We start from the raw sequence: 24,024 nt of genomic DNA, 5'->3' as shown, positions 1-24,024 counted from the left end.
CGTGTCGCAGCCATCATTCCGATGTCTGTCAGCCTTCGACAGCTGTCTGTAATTCGCCTCTACCGTGTGACTCGAAATCGACTGACCGGACGCTGTCCCTGGCACGCATATCGGTACGCGACGGCGTCGATTCGCCAGTTTTCAGATGAGGAATGAGGCGGGTGGACGCACGGGGTTGGCGAGCTGCGACAGGTATGTCATCCCGGGCGGCGGCGGACTCACTGCCCGGGCCCGGGTTGCTGCTGCGCTGGGCGACGCGGCACGGACTGCTGCGGCTCGGCATCGCCGCCGCCGCCCGTCGGGGCGACACACCTGCCCGCCTCTTCCTCGACCCGATGATCCGCGAGGACCCGTACCCGTTCTATCGCCAGGTCCGCCGAACGGGTGCCCTCGTCCGGGGCCGCCTCATGTGGAGCGCCACCCGCCACGACGTGGTCACCCAGGTGCTCCGCGGTGACGCGTTCAGCGTGCATCCGGACACGCCGCCGACGCCCCGCCTACTCGCGATGCTGCGCCGGCTGAGCCGGCGGGGGATGCCGATCGGGCCGATCGACCCGCCGTCGATGCTGGTCACGGATCCACCCGGGCACACCCGCTACCGCCGACTCGTCGTCAAGGTGTTCACCGCCCGGGCGATCGAGGGTCTGCGGCCCCGGGTCGAGCGACACTGCGCCGAGCTGCTCGACGACCTTGGCCGAGCCGCCCCGGACCGAGGTCCGGTGGATCTGGTGGCGCACTATGCCAGCCTGCTGCCGGTCACCATGATCGCGGAGATCCTCGGTGTGCCGCCACAGCTGCGACAACGCTTTCTGGACTGGGGATCCGCCATCTCGCCGGCGCTGGACCTGGGGCTCTCCCTCGGCCAGTTCCGTCGCGTCGAGACAGGAGTCCGGCAGCTCGACGCCTGGCTACGGGGACACTTCGCCCGGCTACGCGCCGACCCCGGCGACGACCTGCTGAGCCAACTGGTGCTCCTGGACAGCGACGGTGAACGGTTGACCGACGACGAACTGGTAGCCCTCGCCGGGCTGCTGATGGCTGCGGGCTTCGAGACGACTGTGAACCTTCTCGGCACCGGCACAGCGCTGCTGCTGGCCCATCCCGAGCAACTCGCTCTGCTGCGCGCCGAGCCGCACCGGTGGCCGAACGCGGTGGAGGAGATTCTGCGCTACGACTCCCCGGTACAGACGACCGCCAGGTACTGCCGAACCGACACCGCTGTGGCCGGGGTACCGATACGCCGGGGCGAGGTGGTGGTGCCGATGCTGGGTGGGGCCAACCGGGACCCGGCTGTCTTCACCGATCCGGACCGCTTCGACGTGACCCGGGGCAACGCGCGCGACCATCTCGCCTTCTCCAGCGGGGCGCACTACTGTCTCGGCGCCAACCTGGCCCGACTTGAAGGTGAGATCGGACTGCGCAGCCTGTTCGACAGGTATCCCGACCTGGCGTTGGACGGCGTACCGCAACGTCGGCCGACCCGCGTGCTGCGTGGCTACGACCACCTGCCGGTACGCCTGAAGCCGTGACCCTGCCCCGCAGCCCGATCATGTTCGCCAGCCCGGCTCACCCCGGGCAGCTCAACCCGTTGCTGACGATCGCGGGGGAGCTGTCCCGGCGGGGCGAACCCGACCTGTGGTTCAGTGTCGACGTCGAGGGCAGGCACCGGGTCGAGGCTGCCGCGCTCGGCAGCCCGCTGCGGTACCTGCCCGGCGCCGACGAGCCGGTGCGGATCGAAGGCGACCTGTACGCGGCGATGGCCCGGGGACCACGTACCACCGCCGGCCTGGCGGCACTCGCCCGGACAACGCGGACGGCCGACGCCACCGCCCAGGTGTACCGCAGGACCCTCGCCCACATCGACCGGGTAGGCCCTCGGCTGATGGTCATCGACGTGATGAACCTCGGCGCACTCGACGCGGCGACCACCGCGGCTGTGCCCTACGTGCTGAGCGTGCCGTATCCGATAAGCGCCGCCTACCTGAGCCGGCTGCCCTGGGACTACCCGACGCCGACCTCGGGACTTCCGCGCCGGCTGACCGGAGCGCAGAAACTGACGAACGTGCTGTACCGCGTACGGTTGCAGCTGGCGCTGCTGCGCGCGGTGGCCGGCCCGGCCCGGCGGCGGCGGGCCACCGGCCTCGCCAACGCCTCCGGCGATCCCGCGACGTACGCCGCCGCCGCGGTCGCCGTCTTCGGCTACACCGTGTTCGGGCTGGAGTACCCCTTTCCCGCACCGGACCACCTGCACCTGTTGGGCGCGATGGTGCCTGACGAGAGCACACCGCCCGACCAGCCCTCCGACGAACTGACCGGGTGGCTGGACCGGCAACCCAGCGTGGTCTACGTCTGCCTGGGTACCCTGGCCACCCTCTCGACCGCCCAACTCGACGCGTTCGCCGAGGGCCTGGGCCGGATCGGCCCGGAACACCAGGTGCTGTGGAAGCTTCCGGCCCGGCAACGTGCCGTGCTGAGCCGGCCACTGCCGGCGAATGTCCGGGTCGAGGAGTGGATACCGTCCCAGCTGGCCGTGCTCGGCCACCCACGGGTGCGGGCGTTCGTCTGCCACGGCGGTGCCAACGGCTTCCACGAAGGCGTCCACTTCGGGCAACCGATGCTGATCACCCCGTTCTGGCTGGACTGCTACGACATCGCCGCCCGGGCGGTCGACGCGGGTGTGGGGCTGGCTCTCGACCACCCGCCCCGGGTGGACCCGGACGAGGTCGCCGGCAAGCTGCACCGCCTGCTGTCGCAGGACGGTTTCCGGCAGCGCAGCCGATACTGGGGCGAGCAGAGCCGCAAGGCGGGTGGGGTGGGTCGCGCGGCGGACCTGCTGAGCGAGCTTTCCGGGCGCGGCGAGCGGCCACCGGGCGTAGCGGGAGCCTGAGGCGGTCAGCCCGTGGACGCGGCCTTGATCAGCGGCGCATCCCGTGACAGCTCACGGAAGCCGAGGCTGTGGTACAGCTCGCGGGCCTGCGGATGCCCCGGTGCCCCCAGGCAGACGACAGTGGCATGAGTGGCTCCGACCGACCGCGCCACCTGCATGCCGTGCAGGATCATCGCGCTGGCCAGCCCGCGCCGCCGATAGCCAGGATGGGTACCGACCGGCTCGAACTCGACGCTCCTGTTCGCCGGGTCGAGCCACATGATCGTCGACGCGGCCATTGTCCCGTCCGGTGCCTGGACCAGGAGGTGCAGGTCGCCGCGGTAGGCCGCGGTCCGCCGCACCTCCTCGTAGCTCCGGGCGGTGTACGCCGAGGGGGCCCAGGCGTCCACGTGGGCCTGGACCGCGGCCTCCGGTCCAGCCTCGTCGGCGGTCCGGAACCGGAACCCGGCCGGCAGCACCGGCTGCTCCACATCGGTGAGGTCACGTGCGTTGAGCTGGGTCCAGTCGCCGGCGTCGCCGAGCGCCGCCACGTCGTCGAGGTAGCCGTGCGCCGCCCAGCGTCCCAGCGCGTACTCCTCGGCGGTCGTCGGCGACACCGTGCGTTCGAGGCCGGCCGCCACCTCGTCGTACCACTCGATCACCTCATCGGTCAGATTCAAGTTGTCGGGGTGAATCTGATACGTGAGCGAGGCGCCGTTGACCTCTGTGACCGAGCCGTCATTGCGCCTGACCTGGCGCGGAAGGAACGCCCACCCCCAGGCCACCAGCTCGGGCCCGGCGAACCACAGCCGCCTCGGCCACGTCGCCCGGTAGTGGGCGCACCCCTGGCCCCAGACCCAGGCCAGTTCGCCGTACGAAGCGCCGGCGCTGATCAGTTCCGGACGCACGGCGGTGACGCGCTGCGCCAGATCCTGCATCAGCGGGATGTCCGCGGCGGTCATCAGCCTGGTGTCCGTCATGGTGCGTCACTGTGCCAGGCCGGCGCACCGCCGACGAACAGTTTTCCCGGCCGCGCCGGCCGTGGACTGACGGCGGGGTGCGGATCCGGTCCGCACCCCGCCGCGTCGTCGGAGGAATCAGGGGTTGGTGATGCCCAGCGTGTAGCTGCCGGAGCCGCTGTACGCGTGCACCTCGAAGCGGTAGTAGCCCGCCGTGCCGTTGTAGGTGAGCGACTCATCCGGCCCGGAAGTGTACGAGCCGGCCACGTCGACCCAGGTGGAGCCGTTCCACTTCTGCAGGTAGAGGTCGAAGTCCACACCCGTCGGTCCGTCCAGGCAGCCGCGGTGGGTGCCCGATACGGACGAGTAGTAGTAGCTGCCGTTCGGCTGGTAGCGGCTCTGGCCGGAGGAGATGCTGCCGGTGTAGGTCGCCTCGTAGCCGCTGCACCCGGTGGGCGGCGGCGGCTCGTTGCCGCCACCACTGGTACGCAGCGTCAGGCCGTACGCCGAGAGGATCTCGTTGACCGGCTGGAAGTAGGTGGTCCCGCCGGAGGAGCAGTTGCCGGAACCGCCCGAGGTCACGCCCTGGGCCTGCTGGCCGGAGAGCCAGGAGCCACCCGAGTCGCCCGGTTCGGCGCAGGCGTTGGTGCGGGTCAGCCCGCTCACCGAACCCTCGGCGTAGTTGACTGTCTGGTTCTTGGCCTGGATGGTGCCGCACCGCCAACCGGTGGTGGAGCCGGAACGGCAGACCGCCGCGCCGACGGCGGCCTCGGTGGAACCGGCCACCGTGACGTTGCCGCCGGAGTAGTTGTTGACCCACGGCTGCGGCGTCCAGTTCGAGTTGGTCTGGACCCAGCCGTAGTCGTTGCCCGGGAACGACGAGCCGCGGAAGGTGCCCTGGGCCACCTGGTTGTAGCCCTGGGTCGCGGTACCGGTGCGGCCGCAGTGACCGGCGGTGACGAAGCCGCCGGTCACCGAGAACCCGACCGAACAGCGCCCGCCCATGTAGTAGGCGTCGCCGCCCCGGACGTCGTAGAGCAGTCGGGGAGCCTCGGTCGTGGTGACCACCCGGACCGCCGTGGCGTCGACGCGGCTGGTGCGGACGAACTCCGCGGCGGCAGCGGTGTTTCCGCTGGCGAGGACCACGACGGTGTTTGTCGTGACGTCGACGTACCAGCCGGGAACCGCGCCGGCGGGCGCCTTCGCGGCGTGTCGGTCCAGCGTCGCCTTGATCCGGTCCAACTCGGCGCCGCTGCGCTCGACGATCGTCGCCCGCGCACCTGCGGCCTTGACCCGGTTGGCGGCGGCCTTGCCGGTGACCGCGACGATCAGGCCGTCGGCGGTCATCCAACCACCGGCGTACGACGAGCCCAGGGACCGGCGCAGGCCGGCGTCGGTCCGGGTGCCCTTGTCGTCCCGGGCGATCCGGGTACGCGCCTCGGTCGGGCTCAGGTCGAGGTCGCGCTGCATCGCGGCGAGCATCTCCGACGATGCGGCTGTCACGGCGGCGGCGGTGTCGGGGGTGGGTGGCGGGGCCGCGGCGGCGGGGGTCACCGCTACGGCGATGGCACCGACGGGCAGCAGGATCGCTGCTGCCGCGAGGGTGAGAACTCGTCTCATCTGTTGCCTCCTGTGCGAACGGCGGCGCGAGAACGGGGGTGCGCCGCGGTCGGGGCGGGATCCCGCCGCGCTCCGCCCTCGGGGTTGGGCGACGGTGCTGCGGGCGTGGAGCCCGTTGACCTGGCCGGTGCCGCTGCCGGGCGCCTCGGTGGGGCACCGGCCGGATCAGGTGGGCCACCGCCAACCTAACCGGAAGCAATAGAGATTGATCTATATCAGTTAACTCATATTAAGACTCGGGCCTGACCGCGTGGATGCGCTCGACGGTGCCCGCCTTCAGCCGCTCGGCCTCGACGATCGTGAAGCCCGCCGCCCGCACCAGTGGTAGCTGACGGCGGGTGAAGTGCTCGCCGGCCGTGCGGACGGTGATCCGTTCCAGAAGCCACTGTGCGGCGCGAACCGGTGGCCAGGTGCTACCGATGTGGTCCAGCAGGAGCAGCCGGCCGCCCGGCACGAGGACGCGCTTCATCTCGTCGATCGCCTGCCCCGGATGCGGGATGCTGCACAGCGAGAGGGCACAGACCACTGTGTCTAACGACGCGGATGCGAAGGGCAACTGCTCCGCGTCGCCCTGGCGCAGGTCGACCGCACGGCCGAGGTCTGCGGCCCGGTGCCGCGCGATGTCCAGCATCGCCGGGCTCAGCTCGACGCCCACCACTGTCGCGTCGGCGGGGTAGTACGGCAGGCTCCGGCCGGTGCCGATGGCGACCTCCAGCACCCGACCACGTGCCCGGGCGCCAAGCCATTCGCGGCCACCAGCGAACTGGACCCGCTCGAAGAACGCGATCTGCTTGTCGTAGCTGGGTGCGTACCTGTCCCACACGCGCCGCTGTTTCGCCGTCGGCGTCTCGGTGACCTGCCTCTCGGCGGGGCTGTCCATGATGGTGATCCTTACTGCTGGGCGGAGTGGGCACCCTCTCCGATCAGACCGTGAGGGAGGTGGCGGTGCCGGGGGTGAGCCAGTGCAGGCTCTCCCGGACCGTGGACGGGGCGGACGCGAAGGCGGCCTCGATCACCTGCCGGCCTTCACTGAAGTGCCCCCACCCCTCGTAGTGCACCGGCACCACCGTGCGGGGCCCGATCAGGCCGCACAGTTCGGCGCCCTCGGCGGCGGTCATCGTGTAGCGCAGCGGGCCGGTGAGACCGAACCGTACCGCTCCGAGGTGCAGCACGACGGTGCCGATGCCGAACCGGTCGGCGACCTGACGGACCCCGTCGTAGAGCACGGTGTCGCCGGTGATCCAGAGCGGTCCGTGCCGCTGGCCGACCCAGCGCAGCACGAAACCGGTCACCTCGCCGACGATCCGCCGGCTCAGTGGCGGGCCGTGCCGGCACGGGGTCGCGGTGACCTCGATGGCCGGCCGGCCAGGCGCGGTGAGGGTGGTGTGCTCCCAGGGCCCCAGCCCGGTGGCGCCGGCACCGAGCCGCCGGCTGCCGGCCACCGTGGTGACGATCCGGCCCGCCGAGCGCAGGAGGACCCGGCCGGCGTCGTCGAGGTTGTCGGCGTGGTGGTCGTGGGTGAGCAGAACCGCGTCAAGGTCGCCGACCGACTCCGCCGGCAGCGCCGGACCGGTGAGCTTGCGCGACGCGGTGCCCCAGCCGAACCGGTAGGTCCGGCCGGGTGCGTCGAACGTCGGATCGGTGAGCAGCCGCCAACCGTCGACCTCGATCAGCACTGTCGGACCGCCGACGTGCGTGATCCGTACGTCGGTCATCCGGCCTGCCGCACGGCCCAGTCGAGGACCTCGTCGGCGATCCGCTCCCACCCCTGCTGCGCCGGCAGCAGGTGGGCGTAGCCGGCGTACTCACGGCGTTCGGTGACGGTGCTGGACGTGTAGTGCTCCGCGTTCGACTTCTGCACGGCGGGCGGCATGATGTGGTCCTCGCTGCCGGACACGAACAGCAGTGGCGCCCGGTCGTCGTTCTGGTAGTCGACCCAGGTGTCCTGGTGGCCAGGCTGGAAGTTGGCAAGTACGCCGCCCCACACGATGCCGCCGGGGGCGGGGATGTGGTAGCGCTCGTAGAGAGCCCGCGACTCCTCGTCGGTGAACGTGTTGGTGAAAGCGTACTTCCACTGCTCGAAGGTCAGGCCGACCGCCTTGTGCCGGTTGGCGGGACTCTTGAGCACCGGGAAGGTGGACTTCACCTGGGACAGGGGAACCACGCGGACACCCTCGGTGGGTGCTGAGTTGAGCGCCACGCCGGCTGCGCCGTAACCGTGGTCGAGCAGGATCTGGGTGAACGCGCCGCCGGCCGAGTGACCGATGATGATCGGCGGTTCCGGTAGCGCCCGTACCACCTCTTCGAGGTGGGCGATGATCTGCGGAACCGTGACCTGTGCGATAGGTGCCGGGTCGGCGTTGAGCGCCTCCACCTCGACCTCGAAGCCGGGGTACGCGGGCGCGACCACCTGATGGCCCTTGCTCTCGAAGTGGATGATCCAGTTCTCCCAGCTGCGGGGCGTCACCCAGAAGCCGTGCACGAGGACTATCGGTTTCATGGCTGGTCACTCCTCGACGATGCGCTCCTGGGCGGTGCGTCCTCCGGCGTGCGCTGTGGCCAGGATACGTCCCGGATTCCCTGCGATACGACGCTTCCCGGTCGATTGTGGCCGAAGAACCGGCGATCGGTAAGGCCCCTGTCCAGCGGGTAGCGGACCCGCAGGGATTCAACATCTGCTATATATGGGAACGCTTCCACGGGTCGGTTGGAGGGACGCCGCAGCTCTCGCCGCGTCGCGGCGGTGGGCAGTCAGTTCATGGAGGAAACATGCGCAACATTCTTGCCGCGCTGACCGTGCTGATGGTCGGCGCGACGGTCGGCAGTGTCCCGTCCGACGCCGCGGATGCCTCCCAGCGTGGCTCCTGCACCCGACAGATGCTCTTCTGCGAGGACTTCGAGCGCCTGCCGCGCGGCGGCGCCAGCTCGTTGGACTGGGGCATCGACACCCGTAACGGCACGCTGACTGTGGAACGTGCCCGCCGGGGCAACCAGGTGCTGCACGTCCACACCGTCGACAATGGGCGGGCCTTCCTGCGGGTCGACGACTTCGCAGCCCCGGGCAACCGCTTCTACGGTCGGATGCGACTGCGCGTCGACGCCTTCCCGACCGCCCCCGACTGGGCGCACTTCACCCTCGTGGAGGCGACCGGAACCGGCAGCTCCGAGATCGTCCGTCCGATCGGCGGCCAGTACGCGCCGACGGTGCCCGGCATCTTCTGGGGTGTGGGTGCCGATGGCGGACCGACAGGTGACTGGACCAACTGGCGGGAGTCCGCCCCGGTCGTCGAGGACACCTGGCAGTGCTTCGAGTGGCATCTCGACCCGGCGGACAACCGCGTCGCGGTGTGGATCGACGGAGTGGCCAACCCGGAGTTGACCGCCTCCACCACCGACCACGGCGGCAACGACGTGCCGTTCATCCTTCCGACGGTGAACACCGTGAAGATCGGTTGGCAGCTCTACCAGGGCGGCACCACCCCCGGCGCGTTCGATCTCTGGATCGACGACATCGCCCTTTCCACCAAGCGCCTCGGCTGCTGACCCGCACGGCTGCCGACACGATCAGGGGATCCTGCCGACGATAGAAGTGGATCTGACCGGTTGGTCCTAGTCTCGACGTGTTCATGCCTCGCATTCGCATTCGGCCGCTCGGCCCGCGAACGCCAGGCCGCGTGCTGCCGGTTCGCGAATGCGGAGGATGACGATGGGCCCCGACCAGGCAAGCAGGAAGATGCAGCGCCGCCAGTTCGTCCGACTCTCCGGCACCGTCGGCGCGACCGGAGTTCTGGGCCTGGTGGCGGCGGGCGACGCGTCGGCCGACGGCGGCCCGGTCCCGGGTGCCCCGCCGGCCGACGCGCCGGGTGCTCCTGGCACCGCACCCTGTCCCACGCCGTCCCAACTGTGTGGCTATCCGACCGACACCGGAGGCAGGTACGACCTGTGGGACAGGGTGCAGGTCTGCGAGGGCACGAAGACCGGTCCGCCGTTTCCCCAGTGCCTGCGGACGACTCCCACCTACGTGATCCTCAACGGCGGCTCCGGGTCGAACCACGACTACCTGCTCGTACCCAGTTGCCGGATCAGCGGCATCGAGTGCCCGTTCATCGCCTCGGCCAGCGCCCCGAACTACTGGCTGGAGGCGTGGAACAACGCCCAGCCGGGACAGCCGGGCCACGTGGTGTATCCGCACATCGGGCTGGGCGTCAACTCTGCCGACCCGGCCATCCGCCAGCAGGATCAACTGCACATCCACCTGGCCGGCATCCACTCCGGCATCCAGACCCAACTGAACAACCACGACAGTACGATCACCAACGCCCCGTCGAACTGGCGCAATCAGATCGTTCCGATCTGGGGCCTGACCAGTACCGGTGCACCCGCTCCCCGGTCGTACCGGGTTCTGCACGTGGCCAATCTGAATCAGAACCTCTTCACGCTCCTGCGGGACAGCGTGGTGCGACCCACCGGCGCGACCATGGCCGCACAGATCCTGGCCGTGACACCCCGCCTGGTCGGCAACGGCGGGTTCTACGTGCTGAACAGTGAGCCCGGGCTGCCCGTCCCGCCCGGGCAGCCCGGGGGCACCGGCACCGTCGACTTCCTCCTCGCGTACGCCTGAGAGAGCGGACGCCGTCGAATAATCGGCTGTGCGCGGCACCGCCCCCTCCGTACCCTGCACCCGGAAAGACGCCGAATGGCGTGCTGTCGACAGCGGTCAGCAGACGATCGGGGATGCGTACGATGACGTGCCAGCTGGTCGCGGTGTGTTTCGATGCGAGTCAACCGATGCGGCTGGCGCGGTTCTGGGCCGACCTGCTCGACCGGGAGGTCGTCGACGATCCCGGCGGCGCGGCTCTTCCCGGCACGGCCACCCAGCTCGGCCTCCGGTTCGTGGAGAGCAGTGCGCAGCGGGAGGCGGCGAACCGCATGCACCTCCACCTCACCAGCACCAGCCCCGCCGACCAGCAGCAGACGGTGGCGAGAGCGCTCGCCCTCGGCGCCAGTCACCTTGACCTGGGGCAGCAGCCGGAGGAAGGACACATCGTCCTGGCCGACCCCGACGGAAACGCCTTTTGCGTCATCGAACCGGGCAACAGGTTCCTCGCCGGTTGCGGATTTCTCGGTGAGATCGCCTGCGAGGGCACCCGGGAGGTCGGCCTCTTCTGGAGCGCGGCGCTGCGCTGGCCGCTCGTGTGGGATCAGGACCAGGAGACCGCCGTTCAGTCACCGGCCGGCGGCACGAAGGTCGCCTGGGGAGGTCCGCCCGTCGCGCCGAAGCAGGGCCGGAACCGGCAGCGCTTCGACCTTGCCCCAACCGCCCACGGGGATCAGCGCTCGGAGGTCGACCGGCTGGTGTCCCTCGGCGCCACGCGGATCGAGGTCGGCGAGGACGGCGCTGTCATGCTTGCCGATCCCGACGGCAACGAGTTCCGCGTGTTGCCGCCCAGATAGCCCGGGCGGCCGTCGGCAGGCCGGATGAACAGGGGATATCGTCGGCGAGTGGAAAGCCAGCCGCCTGACGGCGGCATCGAGGTGTCGCCGGACGACATCGAGGCACTCGAAGCCCGCTGGGCGGGATGCTGGACACCGCACGAGGTCGCCCGGCGCCTGGCCGGGATCGACGTGCCCTGGTACGTCGCGGCGGGCTGGGCCTTGGACCTGTTCCGTGGTGAGCAGACCCGTGCCCACCACGACATCGAGATCGGTGTGCCGGCCGAGCGGTTCCCGACGATTCGCGAACGCCTTGCCGAGTTCACCTTCGACGCGGTCGGCGCCGGGCGGATCTGGGCGGCGGCGACGTCGCAGGTGCTCAGCGCCACCCACCAGACGTGGCTGCGGGAGCCGGCAACGGGACGCTACCTGCTCGATGTCATGCGTGAGCCGCACGACGGTGACATGTGGATCTGCCGGCGGGACGCCACCATCAGGCGGCCCTATCCGGAGATCATCCGGCACAACCCGGACGGGATCCGTACCTGATCCCGGAGCTGGTTCTGCTCTTCAAAGCCAAGCACGTACGCCCCAAGGATCAGAGCGACTTCGACGGCACCCTCCCGCTGCTGACCGGTGTCCAACGCGAGACGCTGACCCGGCTGCTCAGGCAGGTGCATCCGGGGCATGCCTGGCTGACGGCCCTGCGGATGGACGACAGCCGGTGAGATCCGGTCCGACCGGACGAGGCTGACCGGGCCCTGCGGTTCAGGAGGCGGTGGCGGACTTCTCGGCGGAATCGGTCGAGGCGGTGCCGTGGGTGGGGCGGCGGGTCAGCACTCGGGGACCGGACTCCGTGATCGCGACCGTGTGCTCGGAGTGGGCGGTGCGGGAGCCGTCGGCTGAGCGGATCGTCCAGCCGTCCTGGTCGTACCTGATCTTGTCAGTGGATTGGCAGAGCCAGGGCTCGATGGCGATGGTGAGGCCCGGATCGAGTTTCAGGCCGCGGCGGGGACGGCCGTTGTTCGCCACGTGCGGTGCCTCGTGCATGGTGCGGCCGATGCCGTGACCGCCGAACTCGCCGTTGACCCGGTAGCCGTAGGAATGGGCAACCTCGCCGATCGCGGCGGAGATGTCGCCGAGGCGACCGCCGGGCTGGGCGGCGGTGATGGCCGCCTCCAGCGCGACCTCGGTGGCCTCGATCAGCGTCAGGTCGGCCGGGTCGGGGATGCCGACGATGACGGAGAGCGCGGAGTCGGCGACCCAGCCGTCGATGCCGACAGCCATGTCGATGCTGAGCAGGTCGCCGTCGCGCAGGACATAGTCGTGGGGGAGGCCGTGCAGCACCGCGTCGTTCACCGACAGGCACAGCACGTTGCGGAACGGACCGCGACCGAACGAGGGGGCGTAGTCCCAGTAGCAGGACTCGGCACCGCGTTCGGAGATCCGGCGGCGCGCGTGGTGCTCCAGGTCCATCAGGTTCACGCCGACGGCTGCGACACCGCTCAGCTCGGCGAGCAGCTCGCCCACGAACTGGCCGGTGACCGCCATCCGGTCGATCTCCTCGGCCGACTTCAGCTCGATCATGAAAACCTCCCTCATCCCCTGCCGGTATTTTTATACCACGCAGTGATGTGGCTGCTCGGGAGGGCTATCCTGCTGGCATGGTTCGCCAACCGCTCACCGCCGAACAGATCGCCGCGGGTCAGCGCCTCGGGGCCGCCCTGCGGGCCGCCCGGGCCGGCCGCAGCCTCGTCGACGTGGCCCTGGCGGCCGGCATCTCTCCCGAGACGTTGCGCAAGATCGAGGCGGGTCGCCTGCCGGCGCCGGCGTTCGGCACCGTCGTCTGCCTCAGCCAGGCCCTGGACGTCCCCCTCAGCGATCTGGCCGAGGTCTGGCGGGCCGAGCTGCCCGTCCGCCAGGCGTCCTGAGGTCGGCATCGAGGCGGCCGAGACGCGCCGACAGGACGACAGGTGACCTGGGCCGGCCCTCGCGGCGACCAGTTGGCGGTCAGACGAGCCCGGCGAGTTTGTAGAGCACGAGGGATCCGGCCACGGCGACGTTGAGGCTGTGGCCGGTGCCGAGCATGGGGATCTCCACGGCGGTGTCGAGCAGGTCGAGTGCTTCCGGGGGGATGCCGGTGGCCTCGTGGCCGAGGACCATGACCGTACGCCGCCCGGCGGTCGGCAGGTCGGCCAGCCGGATCGCCTCGTCGGCCAACTCCACCCCGACGATGTACGCCCCACGGTCCTTCTCGGCCCGCAGCCAGCGGACGGGATCGCCGGTGCGGTGTACGCAGCCGGGCCGGCGCAGCGTGTTGCCCCGGGCGATGGCCTCGTCCACCCAGCGGAAGCGGGGTGCGGCCAGGCACGCGCCCACGGCGTCGCAGGTGCGCAGCAGGGTGCCGAGATTCGTACCGTGCATCGGCCACAGCGGGGCGGCGATCAGATGGTCCCAGCAGCGGTGGGCGCGAGGTCGGCGGGTGGCCCGGATCTCCCGGCGGGGCCGTACCCGGATCGACGGACTCACCGCAACGGAGCGGTCACGCTCCGGGAATTGACAGTCATGATCAATGGTGCTTCGCGGCGCACCCGGCCATCGACGATTCGTCAGGAACAGCGAGAGTAGCGTGAGTCATCCTGCGACGCACGTCAAGGCTGCGGCTGACCGGGTTCCACCGACTCCGGAGCGACCACTTAGGATGGTCGACGACGCCGACCACGGTGGGTGAAGCACGGTGCGCCGGCGGTGCCGACCGAACGCGACGTTTGGTTACACTCGGTCCGGCGCTCGGCCCGAGCGGTTCGGCCGACTGTGATCCAGTGTGGACGAGGAGACGGACTGTGGCGAACGAAGAGGTGGCACCGGCCGGGGTCGACATGACCGTGCCGAGCATCGCCCGGGTGTACGACTTCATGCTCGGCGGCAAGGACAACTTCGCGGTGGACCGCGCCGTCGCCGAGCACGCACTCAAGATCACGCCGGACGGGCCGCAGGCGGGCCAGGCGAACCGGGCCTTCCTGCGTCGGGCGGTGCGCTTCCTCACCGAGCAGGGCATCAACCAGTTCCTCGATCTCGGTTCCGGTCTGCCCACCCAGGGCAATGTGCACCAGGTGGCCCTGCGCCACGACCCGCAGGCGCGGGTGGTCTACGTCGACAACGACCCGATCGTGCTGGCGCACGGGCGGGCGCTGCTGGCCGACGCCGGAACCGCGACGGTGGTCCAGGCCGACATCCGGTCGCCGGAGGCCGTCCTGGACCATCCGGAGACGCGCCGGTTCCTGGATTTCGACCGCCCCGTCGGGCTGCTGCTCTTCGCGATTCTGCACCACCTCAGGGACGACGAGGACCCGAAGGCGGTGGCGGCGAGACTCATCGACGCCCTGCCGTCGGGCAGCTACGTCGCGATCTCCCACTTCCGTGATCCCGGCGACCGGCACCCCGATGCCTCCCGGAAGGCGCGCGAGGTCGAGCGCATCTTCAACGAGTCGCTCGGTACCGGCCGCTGGCGTACCGATGAGGAGATCCTCTCCTTCGTCGAAGGCTTGGAGGTGCTGGAGCCGGGTCTGGTGCCGGTGGCCGCGTGGCGACCGGACCCGGACGAGGCCGCACCGGAGCAGAGCGACACCTACCACACCTTCGTCGGGCTCGTCGCTCGCAAACCGTGACGCCGGCCCTTGCCGGTCCGGCCTGCGGCGTCGCCGTCCCGGCCGGGCCTGCCGGCGTGCGTCCCGTCATCACCACACGGTGACCTGACCGGCCACCAGCGCCTTGCGCCCCTCGAACGAGCGGTACTCGGCCGGGTCGGTCAGGTGGTGGCGGGCGGAGAGGCCACGGTACGAGAAGGTGACGACGGTCCCTTCCACGGTCACCAGTTGTGGTGGGGACGCCGCCACGGCCCGGCGGGTCAGCACGAGAAGGGTGCCGTCCGCCAGGTCGATGTCCCGCACGACGAGCGCCCGCTCGTCGACCACCCGGTCCACCGCCGCGGTCACGGTCAGCGCGTCGCCGACCTCGACCCGCGCGAGCGTGTTCGGCGGGCTGGTCCCGGTGGACGGGGGCGGCGGTTCGGCCACCGGATCGCGGGCGCAGCCGGTGCCGACGAGAACGGCCGCCAGTCCGGCCGCGACCGCCGCGTGCCGGAGCTGAAGCCGAACGGCACCGCCTCGACGCGCCCGCCGCGGTCCGCGGGACCGGAGATCGCCGGCGGCCCGCGCCCGGCGGGTGGTCCAGGTGGAAAAGGGCCAGGTGGTCATGCCGTCGCCTCCTCGTGCCGTCGTGCGCAAATGTGCCCTGCTACCAGGGATGCCCTGAGGAATGACGGCTGCCGCGCGAACGTGTGACGGTCGTGTGACGTCCAGCCCGTCCGTGTCGCCGGGCCGGTCGACGCCGTCGCGCCGGACCTCGGCGACACGCCAACCTGATTCGCGAAAACTTGATTCATTCCAGAAGAGTGGAGTAGGTTCGTCGGCATGACGGCCGACTTCGAGGCGCAGCTGCGGGCGGTCTCGTTGCGCGTGACCCGACCCCGGTTGGCGGTGCTCGCGGCGCTGCGCGACCACCCGCACGTCGACACCGACACCGTGATCCGGCTGGTCCGCGCCGATCATCCCACGGTGTCCCACCAGGCGATCTACGATGTGCTGCGGGCGCTCACCGACGCCGGTCTGGTGCGGCGCATCCAGCCCACCGGCGCGATCGCCCGCTACGAGTCCCGGGTGGGGGACAACCACCATCATGTCGTCTGCCGCTCCTGCGGCGTTATCGCCGACGTGGACTGCGCCGTCGGCTCCGCCCCCTGTCTGACCGCCTCCGACGACCACGGGTTCGTGGTCGACGAGGCGGAGGTCGTCTACTGGGGCACCTGCCCCGACTGCGCGACCGTACGCACCACAAGTGACCCGCCAGGTCGGAAGGAAGCACATTGAGCAACGCACAGCACGACGCCCCGTCCAGTGCCCAGGGCGTGGACGACAAGGCGGCGGCCGGCTGCCCGGTCGCGCACGACTCCGTGACCGCCCACGGGAGCGAGAGCGAGAACCCGGCGATCGACTCGCCGACCCCGAAGACCGGCGGTCGTCCGCGGACGAACCGGGACTGGTGGCCCAACCAGCTCGACCTCTCGGTGCTGCACGCCCATTCGTCGAAGGGCAACCCGCTGGGGGAGGACTTCAGCTACGCCAAGGAGTTCGCCAAGCTCGATGTCGAGGCGCTGAAGCGGGACATCACCGAGGTCCTCACCACCTCGCAGGACTGGTGGCCGGCCGACTTCGGCCACTACGGCGGCCTCATGATCCGGATGAGCTGGCACGCCGCGGGCACCTACCGCATCGAGGACGGTCGCGGTGGCGCCGGTGACGGCGGGCAGCGCTTCGCCCCGCTCAACAGCTGGCCGGACAACGCCAACCTGGACAAGGCCCGCCGCCTGCTGTGGCCGGTGAAGCAGAAGTACGGCCAGCAGATCTCCTGGGCCGACCTGCTCGTGCTCGCCGGTAACGTGGCCCTGGAGTCGATGGGCTTCAAGACCTTCGGCTTCGGCTTCGGCCGCGAGGACGTCTGGGAGCCCGAGGAGATCTTCTGGGGTCCGGAGGACACCTGGCTGGGTGACGAGCGCTACGTCTCCGAGCAGGAGATGTCGCAGGGCGTCGGCGCGACCGAGATGGGCCTCATCTACGTCAACCCCGAGGGCCCGCGCGGCAACGCGGACCCGCTCGCGGCGGCGCACTTCATCCGGGAGACCTTCGCCCGGATGGCGATGAACGACGAGGAAACCGTCGCGCTGATCGCCGGTGGCCACACCTTCGGCAAGACCCACGGCGCCGGTGTCGCCGACAACCACGTCGGGCCGGAGCCTGAGGGCGCGCCGCTGGAGGCGCAGGGCCTGGGCTGGCTGAGTACGTACGGCAGCGGCAAGGGCGCCGACACCATCACCAGCGGCCTCGAGGTCACCTGGACCGACCGGCCGACCCAGTGGAGCAACCGCTTCTTCGAGATCCTCTTCGGGTACGAGTGGGAGCTCACCACCAGCCCCGGCGGCGCGAAGCAGTGGGTGGCCAAGGACGCCGAGGCGATCATCCCGGACGCCCACGACCCGTCGAAGAAGCACAAGCCCACCATGCTCACGACCGACCTGTCGCTGCGCGTGGACCCGGCGTACGAGAAGATCTCCCGCCGGTTCCTGGAGAACCCTGACGAGTTCGCGCTCGCCTTCGCCAAGGCCTGGTTCAAGCTGCTGCACCGCGACATGGGCCCGGTCAGCCGGTTCCTCGGGCCGTGGGTTCCGGAGCCCCAGCTGTGGCAGGACCCGGTGCCGGCGGTCGACCACGAGCTGGTCGGCGACGCCGACATCGCGGCCCTGAAGGCGAAGGTCCTGGAGTCCGGCCTCACCACCGCTCAGCTGGTCGCCACCGCCTGGGCCTCGGCCGCGAGCTTCCGGTACACCGACAAGCGCGGCGGTGCCAACGGCGCCCGGATCCGCCTTGAGCCGCAGCGCAGCTGGGAGGTCAACCAGCCGGAGCAGCTCGCGACGGTGCTGAGCACCCTGGAGGGCATCCAGCAGGAGTTCAACGCCACGGGCGGCGCGAAGATCTCCCTCGCCGACCTGATCGTGCTGGCCGGTTCGGCAGCCGTCGAGAAGGCGGCGCGGGACGCCGGTGTCGAGGTCACGGTCCCGTTCCACCCGGGCCGCACCGACGCCAGCCAGGAGCAGACCGACATCGAGTCGTTCCGGGTCCTGGAGCCGCGTGCCGACGGGTTCCGCAACTACCTGCGTGCTGGCGAGAAGACCCAGCCGGAGGTGCTGCTGCTCGACCGGGCGTACATGCTCAACCTGACCGCGCCCGAGATGACAGCCCTGATCGGCGGCCTGCGCTCCCTCGGCGCCAACGTCGGCGACAGCCGGCACGGCGTGCTCACCGACCGGCCCGGCGTGCTCACCAACGACTTCTTCCGCAACCTGCTCTCCCCGGGCACGCGCTGGAAGACGTCGGAGTCCGACGAGCACGTGTACGAGATCCGCGACGTGGCCACCGACCAGGTGAAGTGGACCGCTACCGCGGTCGACCTCATCTTCGGCTCCAACTCGCAGCTCCGGGCGCTCGCCGAGGTCTACGCCAGCGACGACGCCCGTACCAAGTTCGTGGCCGACTTCGTGGCGGCCTGGACCAAGGTGATGGAACTGGACCGCTTCGACCTCGCCTGATCCGACACCCACCTGACGAGCCCCGGGCGATCAGCAACGATCGCCCGGGGCTCGCCACACCTGAGATCTGCGGGGTGCCTCAGCCCTTCAGGCCGGTGTGGGCCAGACCCTCGATGAACTGCCGCTGCGCGATCACGAAGATCACCAGGATCGGGATGGCGGTCATCGACGCCGCCGACAGCTGCACGTCCCACATCGGCCCGCCGTAGGCGTCGACGAACTGGGTGAGCGCCTGCGGCAGGGTGAACTTCTCCGGCGTGGAGAGGAAGACGATCGGCTCCAGGTACAGGTTCCAGCTGTGCAGGAAGGTGAAGATCGCCACCGCGCCGAGCGCCGGGCGGGCCAGCGGCAACGCGATCCGCCAGAAGGTGGCGAAGCGGCCCAGCCCGTCCACCCGCGCCGCCTCCTCCAGCTCGGCGGGGAGGGTGATGAAGAACTGCCGCATGATGAAGGTGGCCAGCACGCTCGGCGCGCCGAGGATCGGCACCAGGATCAGCGGCCAGTGGGTGTCCACCATGCCCCACGAGTTGAACATCCGGAACAGCGGCACGATCGTCACCTCGCTCGGGATGAGCAGCCCGACCAGCACCACCACGAACAGCACCTGCTGGCCCCGGAAGCGGATCCGGGCGAAGGCGTACCCGGCCAGCGACGAGACCGCCAGGGTGCCGACGGTGACCACTGCCGCGATGTACCCGCTGTTGAAGTACTGCTGCGCGAACGGTTGCAGCTCGAAGACCCGCCGGTACGCGGAGAGACTGGCCTCGGTGGGGATCAGTGACGGTGGGAAGGCGAAGATGTCGCCCACCGGTTTCACCGACGAGGTGACCATCCACCAGGTGGGGAAGACGAACGGCAGGGCCAGCAGGCAGAGCGCACCGTAGAGCGCGACCCTGGCCCGTGCGGAGAGCCTACTGTTCATGGAAGACCCACTTCCTGCGCATCCGCCACTGCACGACGGTGAGCACCAGCACGATCAGGAAGAGCAGCACCGACAGCGTCGCGCCGTAGCCGAACTGGTGGAACTGGAACGCCCGCTGGTACAGGTAGTAGACGAGCACCGTGGTCGAGGTGCCCGGCCCGCCCTGGGTGAGCACGGCGATCTGGGCGAACACCTGCAACGACCCGACCACCGTGATGATCGAGGTGAGCAGGATGGTCGGGCTGATCAGCGGCACGGTGATCCGCCGGAACCGGGTCCAGGCGTTGGCCCCCTCGACCCGGGCCGCCTCGTACAGCTCCGCCGGCACCCCCTGGAGGGCGGCCAGGAACAGCACCATGTTCAGGCCGACGTTCTTGACCACCTGCACCACGATCACCGACAGCAGCGCCGTCCAGTCGCCGCGCAGCCAGTTCGGCCCGTCCACACCGGCCACGCCCAACGCCCCGTTGACGCCGCCGTTGTCCTGAAGCAGGAACCCCCACACGATCGTCCAGGCGACAAGCGAGACGACCACCGGGGAGAAGAACAACGTCCGGAACACGACGGTGCCGCGTAGCCGCTGGTTGAGCAGCACCGCGAGCAGCAGGGCCAGGCTGAGGTTGAACACCACCAGACCGATCGAGAACAGCGCGGTGACCCGCAGCACCGACGGCAGGTTCGGATCGTCGGCCATGGCCTGGTAGTTGTCCGCGCCGACGAACTCGAAGGTGCCGGCGAGCACGTTCCACTCGTGCAGGCTGTACCAGAAGACCAGCCCGAGCGGGATCAGCACGAACAGCACCGAGCCGACGAGCTGCGGGGCGACGAAGAGCAGCCCGGCGAGCTGATCGCGGCGGCGGGTCGTCCACCAGCCGCGCCGCCGGTGCGGGGCGCTCCCGGTGGGGGCGGACCGGCCACCGGCCCGCCCCACGGTGTCCCTGGTCAGGACCGACATCGAAGAACCTACTTCGCCAGCAGCGGGGTGATCGCGGTGCAGACGCCGTCGAGGACACCCCGCACGTCCGCGTCCGGCCGCCACAGCGGGTCCAGCGCGGCCCGGACCGCCTGGTTCAGCTCGGCCTGACCGGTGTGGCTGGGCTTGACCACCCCGTCGGCGATCCCGTCGATGACCACCTCCTGCAACTGCTCCGGGCTCAGCAGCGGGTTGGTCTTGGCCAGGGTCTCGGCGGTGAGCAGCGAGGTACGCGGCGGCGGGAAGAACTGCGCCAGCTTCGCCGAGTTGGCCGGGTTGGTCAGGTAGGCCAGGAAATCGGCGGCGGCCTCGGCGTTGCGGCCCTGCTTGAGCACACCCATGCCACCCTGGCCGATCACCGCGTACTCGCCCTTCGGCCCGGCGGGCAGCGGCACCAGATCCCAGCCGAACTTCTGACCCTCCAGCAGCGACGCGCGGGAGATCTGGGTGATGGTCATGCCGGCCTCGCCGGCGAAGAAGTCGGCTGTGGTGCCCGGGCCCGGCAGCGCCTTGTCGACGAAGATCCCCCGGTGCAGGACGGTCATCGCCTCGACCATCTCGGCCGAGTTGAAACCGCAGGTGCGGCCGTCCTCGCTCCACGCCTGCGCACCCCAGCCGGTCCACACGGTGGACAGGAAGTCCCAGCCCTTGTAGTCGAAGTCGCGGACCACCAGACCCGCCTTGCCGGTCTCCGCCTGCACCGCCTTCGCGGTGGCCAGCGCGTTCTGCCAGGTCCACTGGCCGGCGGCGATCAGCTCGGCCGGGCTCTGCGCGCCGGAGGACTTCACCAGGTCGGTGTTGACGAACACCCCGAACGGCGAGGTGGAGAAGGGGTACGCGTACAGCTTGCCGTCGGCCTGCCACAGCTTCGTCGCGGCCGGCGCGAGCTCGTCGAAGCCGTACCCCTCGGCGCCCTTGAGGGTGTCGTCAAGCGGCACCAGAGCACCGGAGGTGACGAAGTCGGGCGCGGAATTCTCCAGCACCCAGGCCAGATCGGGCGGGTTGCCGCCGGCGATCTGGGTGGTCAGGGTGGTGGTGTAGCTCTCGAACGGGATCGGGTCGAAGGTGATCCCGGCGACGTCCGGATTCGTCGCGGTGTACTCGGCGGCGATCTCGTTGAACAGCTTCAGGTGGGCCTCGTTCGCCGACCAGGTGGTCATCCGCAACGTGACCGGGCCGTCGGACTCGGCGGAGTCGCCGCCGCAGGCGGTCAGGCCGAGCAGCGCGGTGAGCGCGACGACGGCCGTCAACCGGTTCCTCATGGGGTTATGTCCTTCCTCAGTAGCCGGCGATGTCGGGCCAGCGCAGCTCGACACCGGAATCGGCGAGGCGGTTCTGGAAGTCGGCCAGCAGGCCGGGGGTGTAGCGCACCGCGCGGGGGGTGACCCGCCGGGCCAGGCAGAAGTCCGCGAGCAGACCGGCGACCTCGCCGACGTTCCACTCCACGGGGTGCAGGCGGTAGGAGCCGTTTGTGATGTGCGTGGTGCCGATGTTCTTGCCGGCGGGCAGCAGGTTCTCCACCCGCCGGGGGATCAGGGCACCGAGTGGGATCTCGAAGGGGCAGGAGGCCACGTCGATGTAGTTGTCGCCGCCGGTGGAGGGGTGCAGGTCGATGCGGTACATCCCGACACCTACCGAGTCGGCGTAGCTGACCGCGCCCTTGTCGCCCCGGATCTCCAGGGACAGGTCCTGCTCGACGACCGTGTACTCGGCGCGGATCCGGCGTGACTCGCGGACGTAGGGGGCCTGGGCGAGCCCGCTGTGGGTGACGTCGCCGCCGGTGGCGGCGGTGCCGTTGCCGGTGACGTCGCCGCGCAGCCGCAGGCTGGGAAATCCGGTCCCACCGTCGGCGCGGGGCGCCTCGGTCTGGAGCCAGTAGAGCACCGACAGAGAGAGTTCCCGGGCCGCCCCGATCCGCGCGTCCGGATCGGGCACGTCGATGATCGGCTGCTCGAAGTAGTCGAGCATCGGCCAGTTGACCAGGCAGATGTCGCTGTCGTACGCGCCGGGGGCGAAGTTGCGTCGAGCGGCGATTCGGCGGAACGTCCACAGGTTGCCGTCGCCCGGGTTGACCCGCTGGTCGGCCTGGACCAGCCAGGGGTCGTCGTCCGGGTTGGGGGTGAAGCTGCGTTCTGAGATGTCCAGCGTGCGCGGGTTGGGGGAGCGGAACGACAGCATCCGGTCACCCCAGAACGGGGGCCGGTATTCCCGCCAGAAGTCGTACGCCGCCGGCTTGTCGATCGTGTGGTCGCCGTCGACGTGGTCGACCGCGAAACACACCGACACCGCCTGCATGTTCGCCGGTTGGGCCTGCTCCGGCGCGCTCGGCTCACCGGTGTCGGCCCGCGACTCGAAGCCTGTCACGTACTCGGTGCCGGTAAGCGGCAGCAACTCGCCGGTCTCGGTGGCGTCCAGCACGTACGGCGCGGTCAGCCCGATCTGCTCACCTGTGTGCCGGTGCGCCACTGTGACACCTGTGACCCGGTCGCCGTCGGTGTCGGCGGCCACCGGCCGGTACGGCTTGAGCACCCGCAGCCGCCCGGATCCCCGGTACGGGGCCAGCATGGCCTCCAGAACAGCCACCGCGACCCGGGGTTCGTGGCAGAGCCGGCTGACGTGCCCGGCCCCCGGGTTCAACGCGGTGGTACGACGGGCCCGGTCGGTCAACGGGTACCAGCGCCGGTAGTGCTCCCGGATGCCGTCGCGCAGCGCCCGGTAGCTGGCGGTGACACCGAAGTGCTCCACCCAGGAGTGCTCGTCCGGCGGTACGGCCTGGCTGGTGAGTTGCCCGCCGAGCCAGTCGTACTCCTCGGTCAGCAGCACGCTGCGACCGGCGCGCAGCGCGGCCAGGGCGGCGGCCACGCCACCGAGCCCACCGCCGACGATCAGTACTTCGGCCTGCATCTCGGGCACGGTCGGTCCTCCCAGGGGTTGGTCGAGGGTCGCCGGCCGAAGGCGTGGCGACCGGGGGTGAGCTGGTCAGTGTCGGGGCGGCAGGAGGGTGACGCCGTCGACCGGTTGACACGGCAGCAGCCGCTGGGTCGCGGTGCCGGGCATCGCGGCGAGCAGCCCGGTGAGCACCTCGACGGCCTGCCACCCCATCTCGCGGCGGGGGATCCGGAAGCCGGTGAACTCCAGGTCGCGGGTGGTGGGTCGGGTCGGATCGCCAAGCGCCAGGATGGACAGGTCGGCGGGTACGGTCAGGCCACGCTCGGCGGCGACGGCGGCCAGCGCGACCCCGTCGGCGTACTCCTCGACCATCACGGCGGTGACCCCGGCGGTGAGCAGCGCGTCGAGCAGGTCGGCGGGGGAGCGGTCGGTGGGTTCGTGCCGGGTCGGCAGTCCGGCCGCGTCAAGGGCGGTCCGGTAGCCGGCGAATCGGTCGGCGTGGGATTCCGGTCCGGCGCCCTGGCCGAGGTACGCCAGCCTGGTGTGCCCGGCGTCGAGGGTTCGGCGGACCACGTCGGCGGTGGCGGTGGTGTAGTCCGCGCCGACGTAGGGCACCGGCCCACCCGCGTCGTCGCGTCGGCCTACCGACACGAACGGATGCCCCTCGGCGACCAGCCGCCCCAACTCGTCGCGGTCAAGTGATCGGCCGAGCAGGACGCAACCGTCGGCCAGCCGGAGGCGGTTGTCGTCGTGGAAGATGCGCCGCCGGCCATCGGTGACCGGGGCGCTCGTGAGCAGCAGCAGGTCGCAGCCGAGTCGCTCGGCGGACTCCTCGATGCCGACCAGGAACGGGTGGTAGAAGTCGCCGGTGCCGGCGGGGAAGACCGGCTCGTAGGTGAAGACGCCGAGGATCCGGTTGTGCCGGGCGGCCAGCCGCCGGGCCACCGGGTCGGCGACGTACCCGGTGTCCCGGATGGCGAGCAGCACCCGTTCCCGGGTCTCCGGGGCGATCCGGACGCTGCCGTCGTCGCGACCGTTGAGCACCAGGGAGACGGTGGCCTGGCTGACGCCTGTCATCCGGGCGATGTCCTGCTGGGTCACCCGCCTACGCGATCCGGTCACGTTCCGTGTCCAATCGTTTCTGCGCTAATACGCATTAGC

General features: G+C 70.3%; 23 protein-coding genes. 10 read left to right on the top strand and 13 right to left on the bottom strand.

Features of this window, described 5'->3' with window-relative positions:
- Positions 1 to 194 precede the first annotated feature (194 nt).
- Positions 195 to 1,529, top strand: a complete 1,335-nt coding sequence (locus tag Van01_RS15910) for a cytochrome P450 (protein ID WP_204007589.1) — start codon at positions 195 to 197, stop codon at positions 1,527 to 1,529.
- On the top strand, positions 1,526 to 2,887 hold the full coding sequence (locus tag Van01_RS15905) for a glycosyltransferase (protein WP_204007588.1): 1,362 nt from the start codon (positions 1,526 to 1,528) through the stop codon (positions 2,885 to 2,887). Before Van01_RS15910 ends, Van01_RS15905 begins: the two co-directional genes overlap by 4 nt.
- A 5-nt stretch (positions 2,888 to 2,892) precedes the next feature.
- Here the strand turns inward: Van01_RS15905 and Van01_RS15900 are convergent, their stop codons facing one another.
- From Van01_RS15900 to Van01_RS15880, 5 genes are all read right to left on the bottom strand, one after another.
- A complete protein-coding gene (locus Van01_RS15900) occupies positions 2,893 to 3,846 on the bottom strand; it encodes a GNAT family N-acetyltransferase (protein ID WP_204007587.1) in 954 nt (317 codons plus the stop codon).
- 117 nt (positions 3,847 to 3,963) lie between these two features.
- Positions 3,964 to 5,445: a S1 family peptidase gene (locus Van01_RS15895; protein WP_239099107.1), complete on the bottom strand. Its 1,482-nt coding sequence runs from the start codon at positions 5,443 to 5,445 to the stop codon at positions 3,964 to 3,966.
- A 229-nt stretch (positions 5,446 to 5,674) separates the two neighbouring features.
- Positions 5,675 to 6,325: a class I SAM-dependent methyltransferase gene (locus Van01_RS15890; protein ID WP_204007586.1), complete on the bottom strand. Its 651-nt coding sequence runs from the start codon at positions 6,323 to 6,325 to the stop codon at positions 5,675 to 5,677.
- A 43-nt stretch (positions 6,326 to 6,368) separates the two neighbouring features.
- On the bottom strand, positions 6,369 to 7,160 hold the full coding sequence (locus tag Van01_RS15885) for an MBL fold metallo-hydrolase (protein WP_204007585.1): 792 nt from the start codon (positions 7,158 to 7,160) through the stop codon (positions 6,369 to 6,371).
- Positions 7,157 to 7,945 carry an alpha/beta hydrolase gene (locus tag Van01_RS15880; protein WP_204007584.1) on the bottom strand — a complete coding sequence of 263 codons (789 nt, stop codon included), beginning with the start codon at positions 7,943 to 7,945 and terminating at the stop codon, positions 7,157 to 7,159. The genes Van01_RS15885 and Van01_RS15880 overlap by 4 nt, the downstream gene beginning before the upstream one ends.
- A 269-nt stretch (positions 7,946 to 8,214) precedes the next feature.
- Here Van01_RS15880 and Van01_RS15875 point away from each other — a divergent pair, with 269 nt between their 5' ends.
- The 4 genes from Van01_RS15875 (at position 8,215) to Van01_RS15860 (ending at position 11,427) form a co-directional block, all read left to right on the top strand.
- The gene (locus Van01_RS15875; RefSeq protein WP_204007583.1) at positions 8,215 to 8,988 is read left to right on the top strand and encodes a hypothetical protein; all 774 of its coding nucleotides are present in this window, start codon (positions 8,215 to 8,217) and stop codon (positions 8,986 to 8,988) included.
- Positions 8,989 to 9,151: 163 nt separating this feature from the next.
- The gene (locus Van01_RS15870) at positions 9,152 to 10,066 is read left to right on the top strand and encodes a CDP-diacylglycerol diphosphatase (protein ID WP_204007582.1); all 915 of its coding nucleotides are present in this window, start codon (positions 9,152 to 9,154) and stop codon (positions 10,064 to 10,066) included.
- A 122-nt stretch (positions 10,067 to 10,188) separates the two neighbouring features.
- Complete coding sequence (locus tag Van01_RS15865; protein WP_204007581.1) at positions 10,189 to 10,899, top strand: VOC family protein; 711 nt, start codon at positions 10,189 to 10,191, stop codon at positions 10,897 to 10,899.
- A 48-nt stretch (positions 10,900 to 10,947) separates the two neighbouring features.
- On the top strand, positions 10,948 to 11,427 hold the full coding sequence (locus tag Van01_RS15860) for a nucleotidyltransferase domain-containing protein (RefSeq protein WP_239099106.1): 480 nt from the start codon (positions 10,948 to 10,950) through the stop codon (positions 11,425 to 11,427).
- Positions 11,428 to 11,646: 219 nt separating this feature from the next.
- Here the strand turns inward: Van01_RS15860 and map are convergent, their stop codons facing one another.
- Entirely contained in the window at positions 11,647 to 12,465 is an 819-nt protein-coding gene (map, locus tag Van01_RS15855; RefSeq protein WP_204007579.1) for a type I methionyl aminopeptidase, read from the bottom strand.
- A 77-nt stretch (positions 12,466 to 12,542) separates the two neighbouring features.
- Between map and Van01_RS15850 the strand changes: the two genes are divergently transcribed.
- Positions 12,543 to 12,809, top strand: a complete 267-nt coding sequence (locus tag Van01_RS15850; RefSeq protein ID WP_204007577.1) for a helix-turn-helix domain-containing protein — start codon at positions 12,543 to 12,545, stop codon at positions 12,807 to 12,809.
- 79 nt (positions 12,810 to 12,888) lie between these two features.
- Here the strand turns inward: Van01_RS15850 and Van01_RS15845 are convergent, their stop codons facing one another.
- Complete coding sequence (locus tag Van01_RS15845; protein ID WP_239093363.1) at positions 12,889 to 13,407, bottom strand: TrmH family RNA methyltransferase; 519 nt, start codon at positions 13,405 to 13,407, stop codon at positions 12,889 to 12,891.
- 314 nt (positions 13,408 to 13,721) lie between these two features.
- Between Van01_RS15845 and Van01_RS15840 the strand changes: the two genes are divergently transcribed.
- Positions 13,722 to 14,546 (top strand): SAM-dependent methyltransferase, encoded by an 825-nt coding sequence (locus Van01_RS15840; RefSeq protein ID WP_204007575.1) that lies wholly within the window; start codon positions 13,722 to 13,724, stop codon positions 14,544 to 14,546.
- Positions 14,547 to 14,615: 69 nt separating this feature from the next.
- Here Van01_RS15840 and Van01_RS15835 read toward each other — a convergent pair whose 3' ends face one another.
- A complete protein-coding gene (locus tag Van01_RS15835; RefSeq protein ID WP_204007573.1) occupies positions 14,616 to 15,134 on the bottom strand; it encodes a hypothetical protein in 519 nt (172 codons plus the stop codon).
- A gap of 216 nt (positions 15,135 to 15,350) precedes the next feature.
- Between Van01_RS15835 and Van01_RS15830 the strand changes: the two genes are divergently transcribed.
- Complete coding sequence (locus Van01_RS15830) at positions 15,351 to 15,806, top strand: Fur family transcriptional regulator (RefSeq protein WP_204007571.1); 456 nt, start codon at positions 15,351 to 15,353, stop codon at positions 15,804 to 15,806.
- Positions 15,803 to 18,079: a catalase/peroxidase HPI gene (gene katG / locus Van01_RS15825; RefSeq protein WP_204007569.1), complete on the top strand. Its 2,277-nt coding sequence runs from the start codon at positions 15,803 to 15,805 to the stop codon at positions 18,077 to 18,079. Before Van01_RS15830 ends, katG begins: the two co-directional genes overlap by 4 nt.
- Before the next feature lie 79 nt (positions 18,080 to 18,158).
- Here the strand turns inward: katG and Van01_RS15820 are convergent, their stop codons facing one another.
- The 5 genes from Van01_RS15820 to Van01_RS15800 all read right to left on the bottom strand — a co-directional run bounded on the left by Van01_RS15820 (position 18,159) and on the right by Van01_RS15800 (position 23,964).
- Positions 18,159 to 19,001: a carbohydrate ABC transporter permease gene (locus Van01_RS15820; RefSeq protein WP_099845402.1), complete on the bottom strand. Its 843-nt coding sequence runs from the start codon at positions 18,999 to 19,001 to the stop codon at positions 18,159 to 18,161.
- Positions 18,991 to 19,956: a carbohydrate ABC transporter permease gene (locus Van01_RS15815; protein WP_204007567.1), complete on the bottom strand. Its 966-nt coding sequence runs from the start codon at positions 19,954 to 19,956 to the stop codon at positions 18,991 to 18,993. The genes Van01_RS15820 and Van01_RS15815 overlap by 11 nt, the downstream gene beginning before the upstream one ends.
- An 8-nt stretch (positions 19,957 to 19,964) precedes the next feature.
- A complete protein-coding gene (locus Van01_RS15810) occupies positions 19,965 to 21,236 on the bottom strand; it encodes an ABC transporter substrate-binding protein (RefSeq protein ID WP_204007565.1) in 1,272 nt (423 codons plus the stop codon).
- A gap of 16 nt (positions 21,237 to 21,252) precedes the next feature.
- A complete protein-coding gene (locus Van01_RS15805; RefSeq protein WP_204007652.1) occupies positions 21,253 to 22,878 on the bottom strand; it encodes an FAD-dependent oxidoreductase in 1,626 nt (541 codons plus the stop codon).
- 75 nt (positions 22,879 to 22,953) lie between these two features.
- Positions 22,954 to 23,964 (bottom strand): LacI family DNA-binding transcriptional regulator, encoded by a 1,011-nt coding sequence (locus Van01_RS15800; protein ID WP_239099105.1) that lies wholly within the window; start codon positions 23,962 to 23,964, stop codon positions 22,954 to 22,956.
- Between the last annotated feature and the right edge of the window lie 60 nt (positions 23,965 to 24,024).

It is taken from the genome of Micromonospora andamanensis, from assembly GCF_016863495.1.
GTDB classification, from domain to species: Bacteria; Actinomycetota; Actinomycetes; order Mycobacteriales; family Micromonosporaceae; genus Micromonospora; species Micromonospora andamanensis.
This window is presented reverse-complemented; position numbering and strand designations above follow the sequence as displayed.

Excerpts from the sequence above, each read along its gene's own strand:
- Van01_RS15875 (WP_204007583.1), top strand. The coding sequence starts at position 8,215 with ATGCGCAACATTCTTGCCGCGCTGACCGTGCTGATGGTCGGCGCGACG.
- Van01_RS15865 (WP_204007581.1), top strand. The coding sequence starts at position 10,189 with ATGACGTGCCAGCTGGTCGCGGTGTGTTTCGATGCGAGTCAACCGATG.
- Van01_RS15895 (WP_239099107.1), bottom strand. The coding sequence starts at position 5,445 with ATGAGACGAGTTCTCACCCTCGCGGCAGCAGCGATCCTGCTGCCCGTC.
- Van01_RS15835 (WP_204007573.1), bottom strand. The coding sequence starts at position 15,134 with ATGACCACCTGGCCCTTTTCCACCTGGACCACCCGCCGGGCGCGGGCC.
- Van01_RS15810 (WP_204007565.1), bottom strand. The coding sequence starts at position 21,236 with ATGAGGAACCGGTTGACGGCCGTCGTCGCGCTCACCGCGCTGCTCGGC.
- Van01_RS15850 (WP_204007577.1), top strand. The coding sequence starts at position 12,543 with ATGGTTCGCCAACCGCTCACCGCCGAACAGATCGCCGCGGGTCAGCGC.
- Van01_RS15830 (WP_204007571.1), top strand. The coding sequence starts at position 15,351 with ATGACGGCCGACTTCGAGGCGCAGCTGCGGGCGGTCTCGTTGCGCGTG.
- Van01_RS15890 (WP_204007586.1), bottom strand. The coding sequence starts at position 6,325 with ATGGACAGCCCCGCCGAGAGGCAGGTCACCGAGACGCCGACGGCGAAA.
- Van01_RS15900 (WP_204007587.1), bottom strand. The coding sequence starts at position 3,846 with ATGACGGACACCAGGCTGATGACCGCCGCGGACATCCCGCTGATGCAG.
- Van01_RS15870 (WP_204007582.1), top strand. The coding sequence starts at position 9,152 with ATGGGCCCCGACCAGGCAAGCAGGAAGATGCAGCGCCGCCAGTTCGTC.
- Van01_RS15805 (WP_204007652.1), bottom strand. The coding sequence starts at position 22,878 with ATGCAGGCCGAAGTACTGATCGTCGGCGGTGGGCTCGGTGGCGTGGCC.
- Van01_RS15815 (WP_204007567.1), bottom strand. The coding sequence starts at position 19,956 with ATGTCGGTCCTGACCAGGGACACCGTGGGGCGGGCCGGTGGCCGGTCC.
- Van01_RS15910 (WP_204007589.1), top strand. The coding sequence starts at position 195 with ATGTCATCCCGGGCGGCGGCGGACTCACTGCCCGGGCCCGGGTTGCTG.
- Van01_RS15880 (WP_204007584.1), bottom strand. The coding sequence starts at position 7,945 with ATGAAACCGATAGTCCTCGTGCACGGCTTCTGGGTGACGCCCCGCAGC.
- Van01_RS15820 (WP_099845402.1), bottom strand. The coding sequence starts at position 19,001 with ATGAACAGTAGGCTCTCCGCACGGGCCAGGGTCGCGCTCTACGGTGCG.
- map (WP_204007579.1), bottom strand. The coding sequence starts at position 12,465 with ATGATCGAGCTGAAGTCGGCCGAGGAGATCGACCGGATGGCGGTCACC.
- Van01_RS15885 (WP_204007585.1), bottom strand. The coding sequence starts at position 7,160 with ATGACCGACGTACGGATCACGCACGTCGGCGGTCCGACAGTGCTGATC.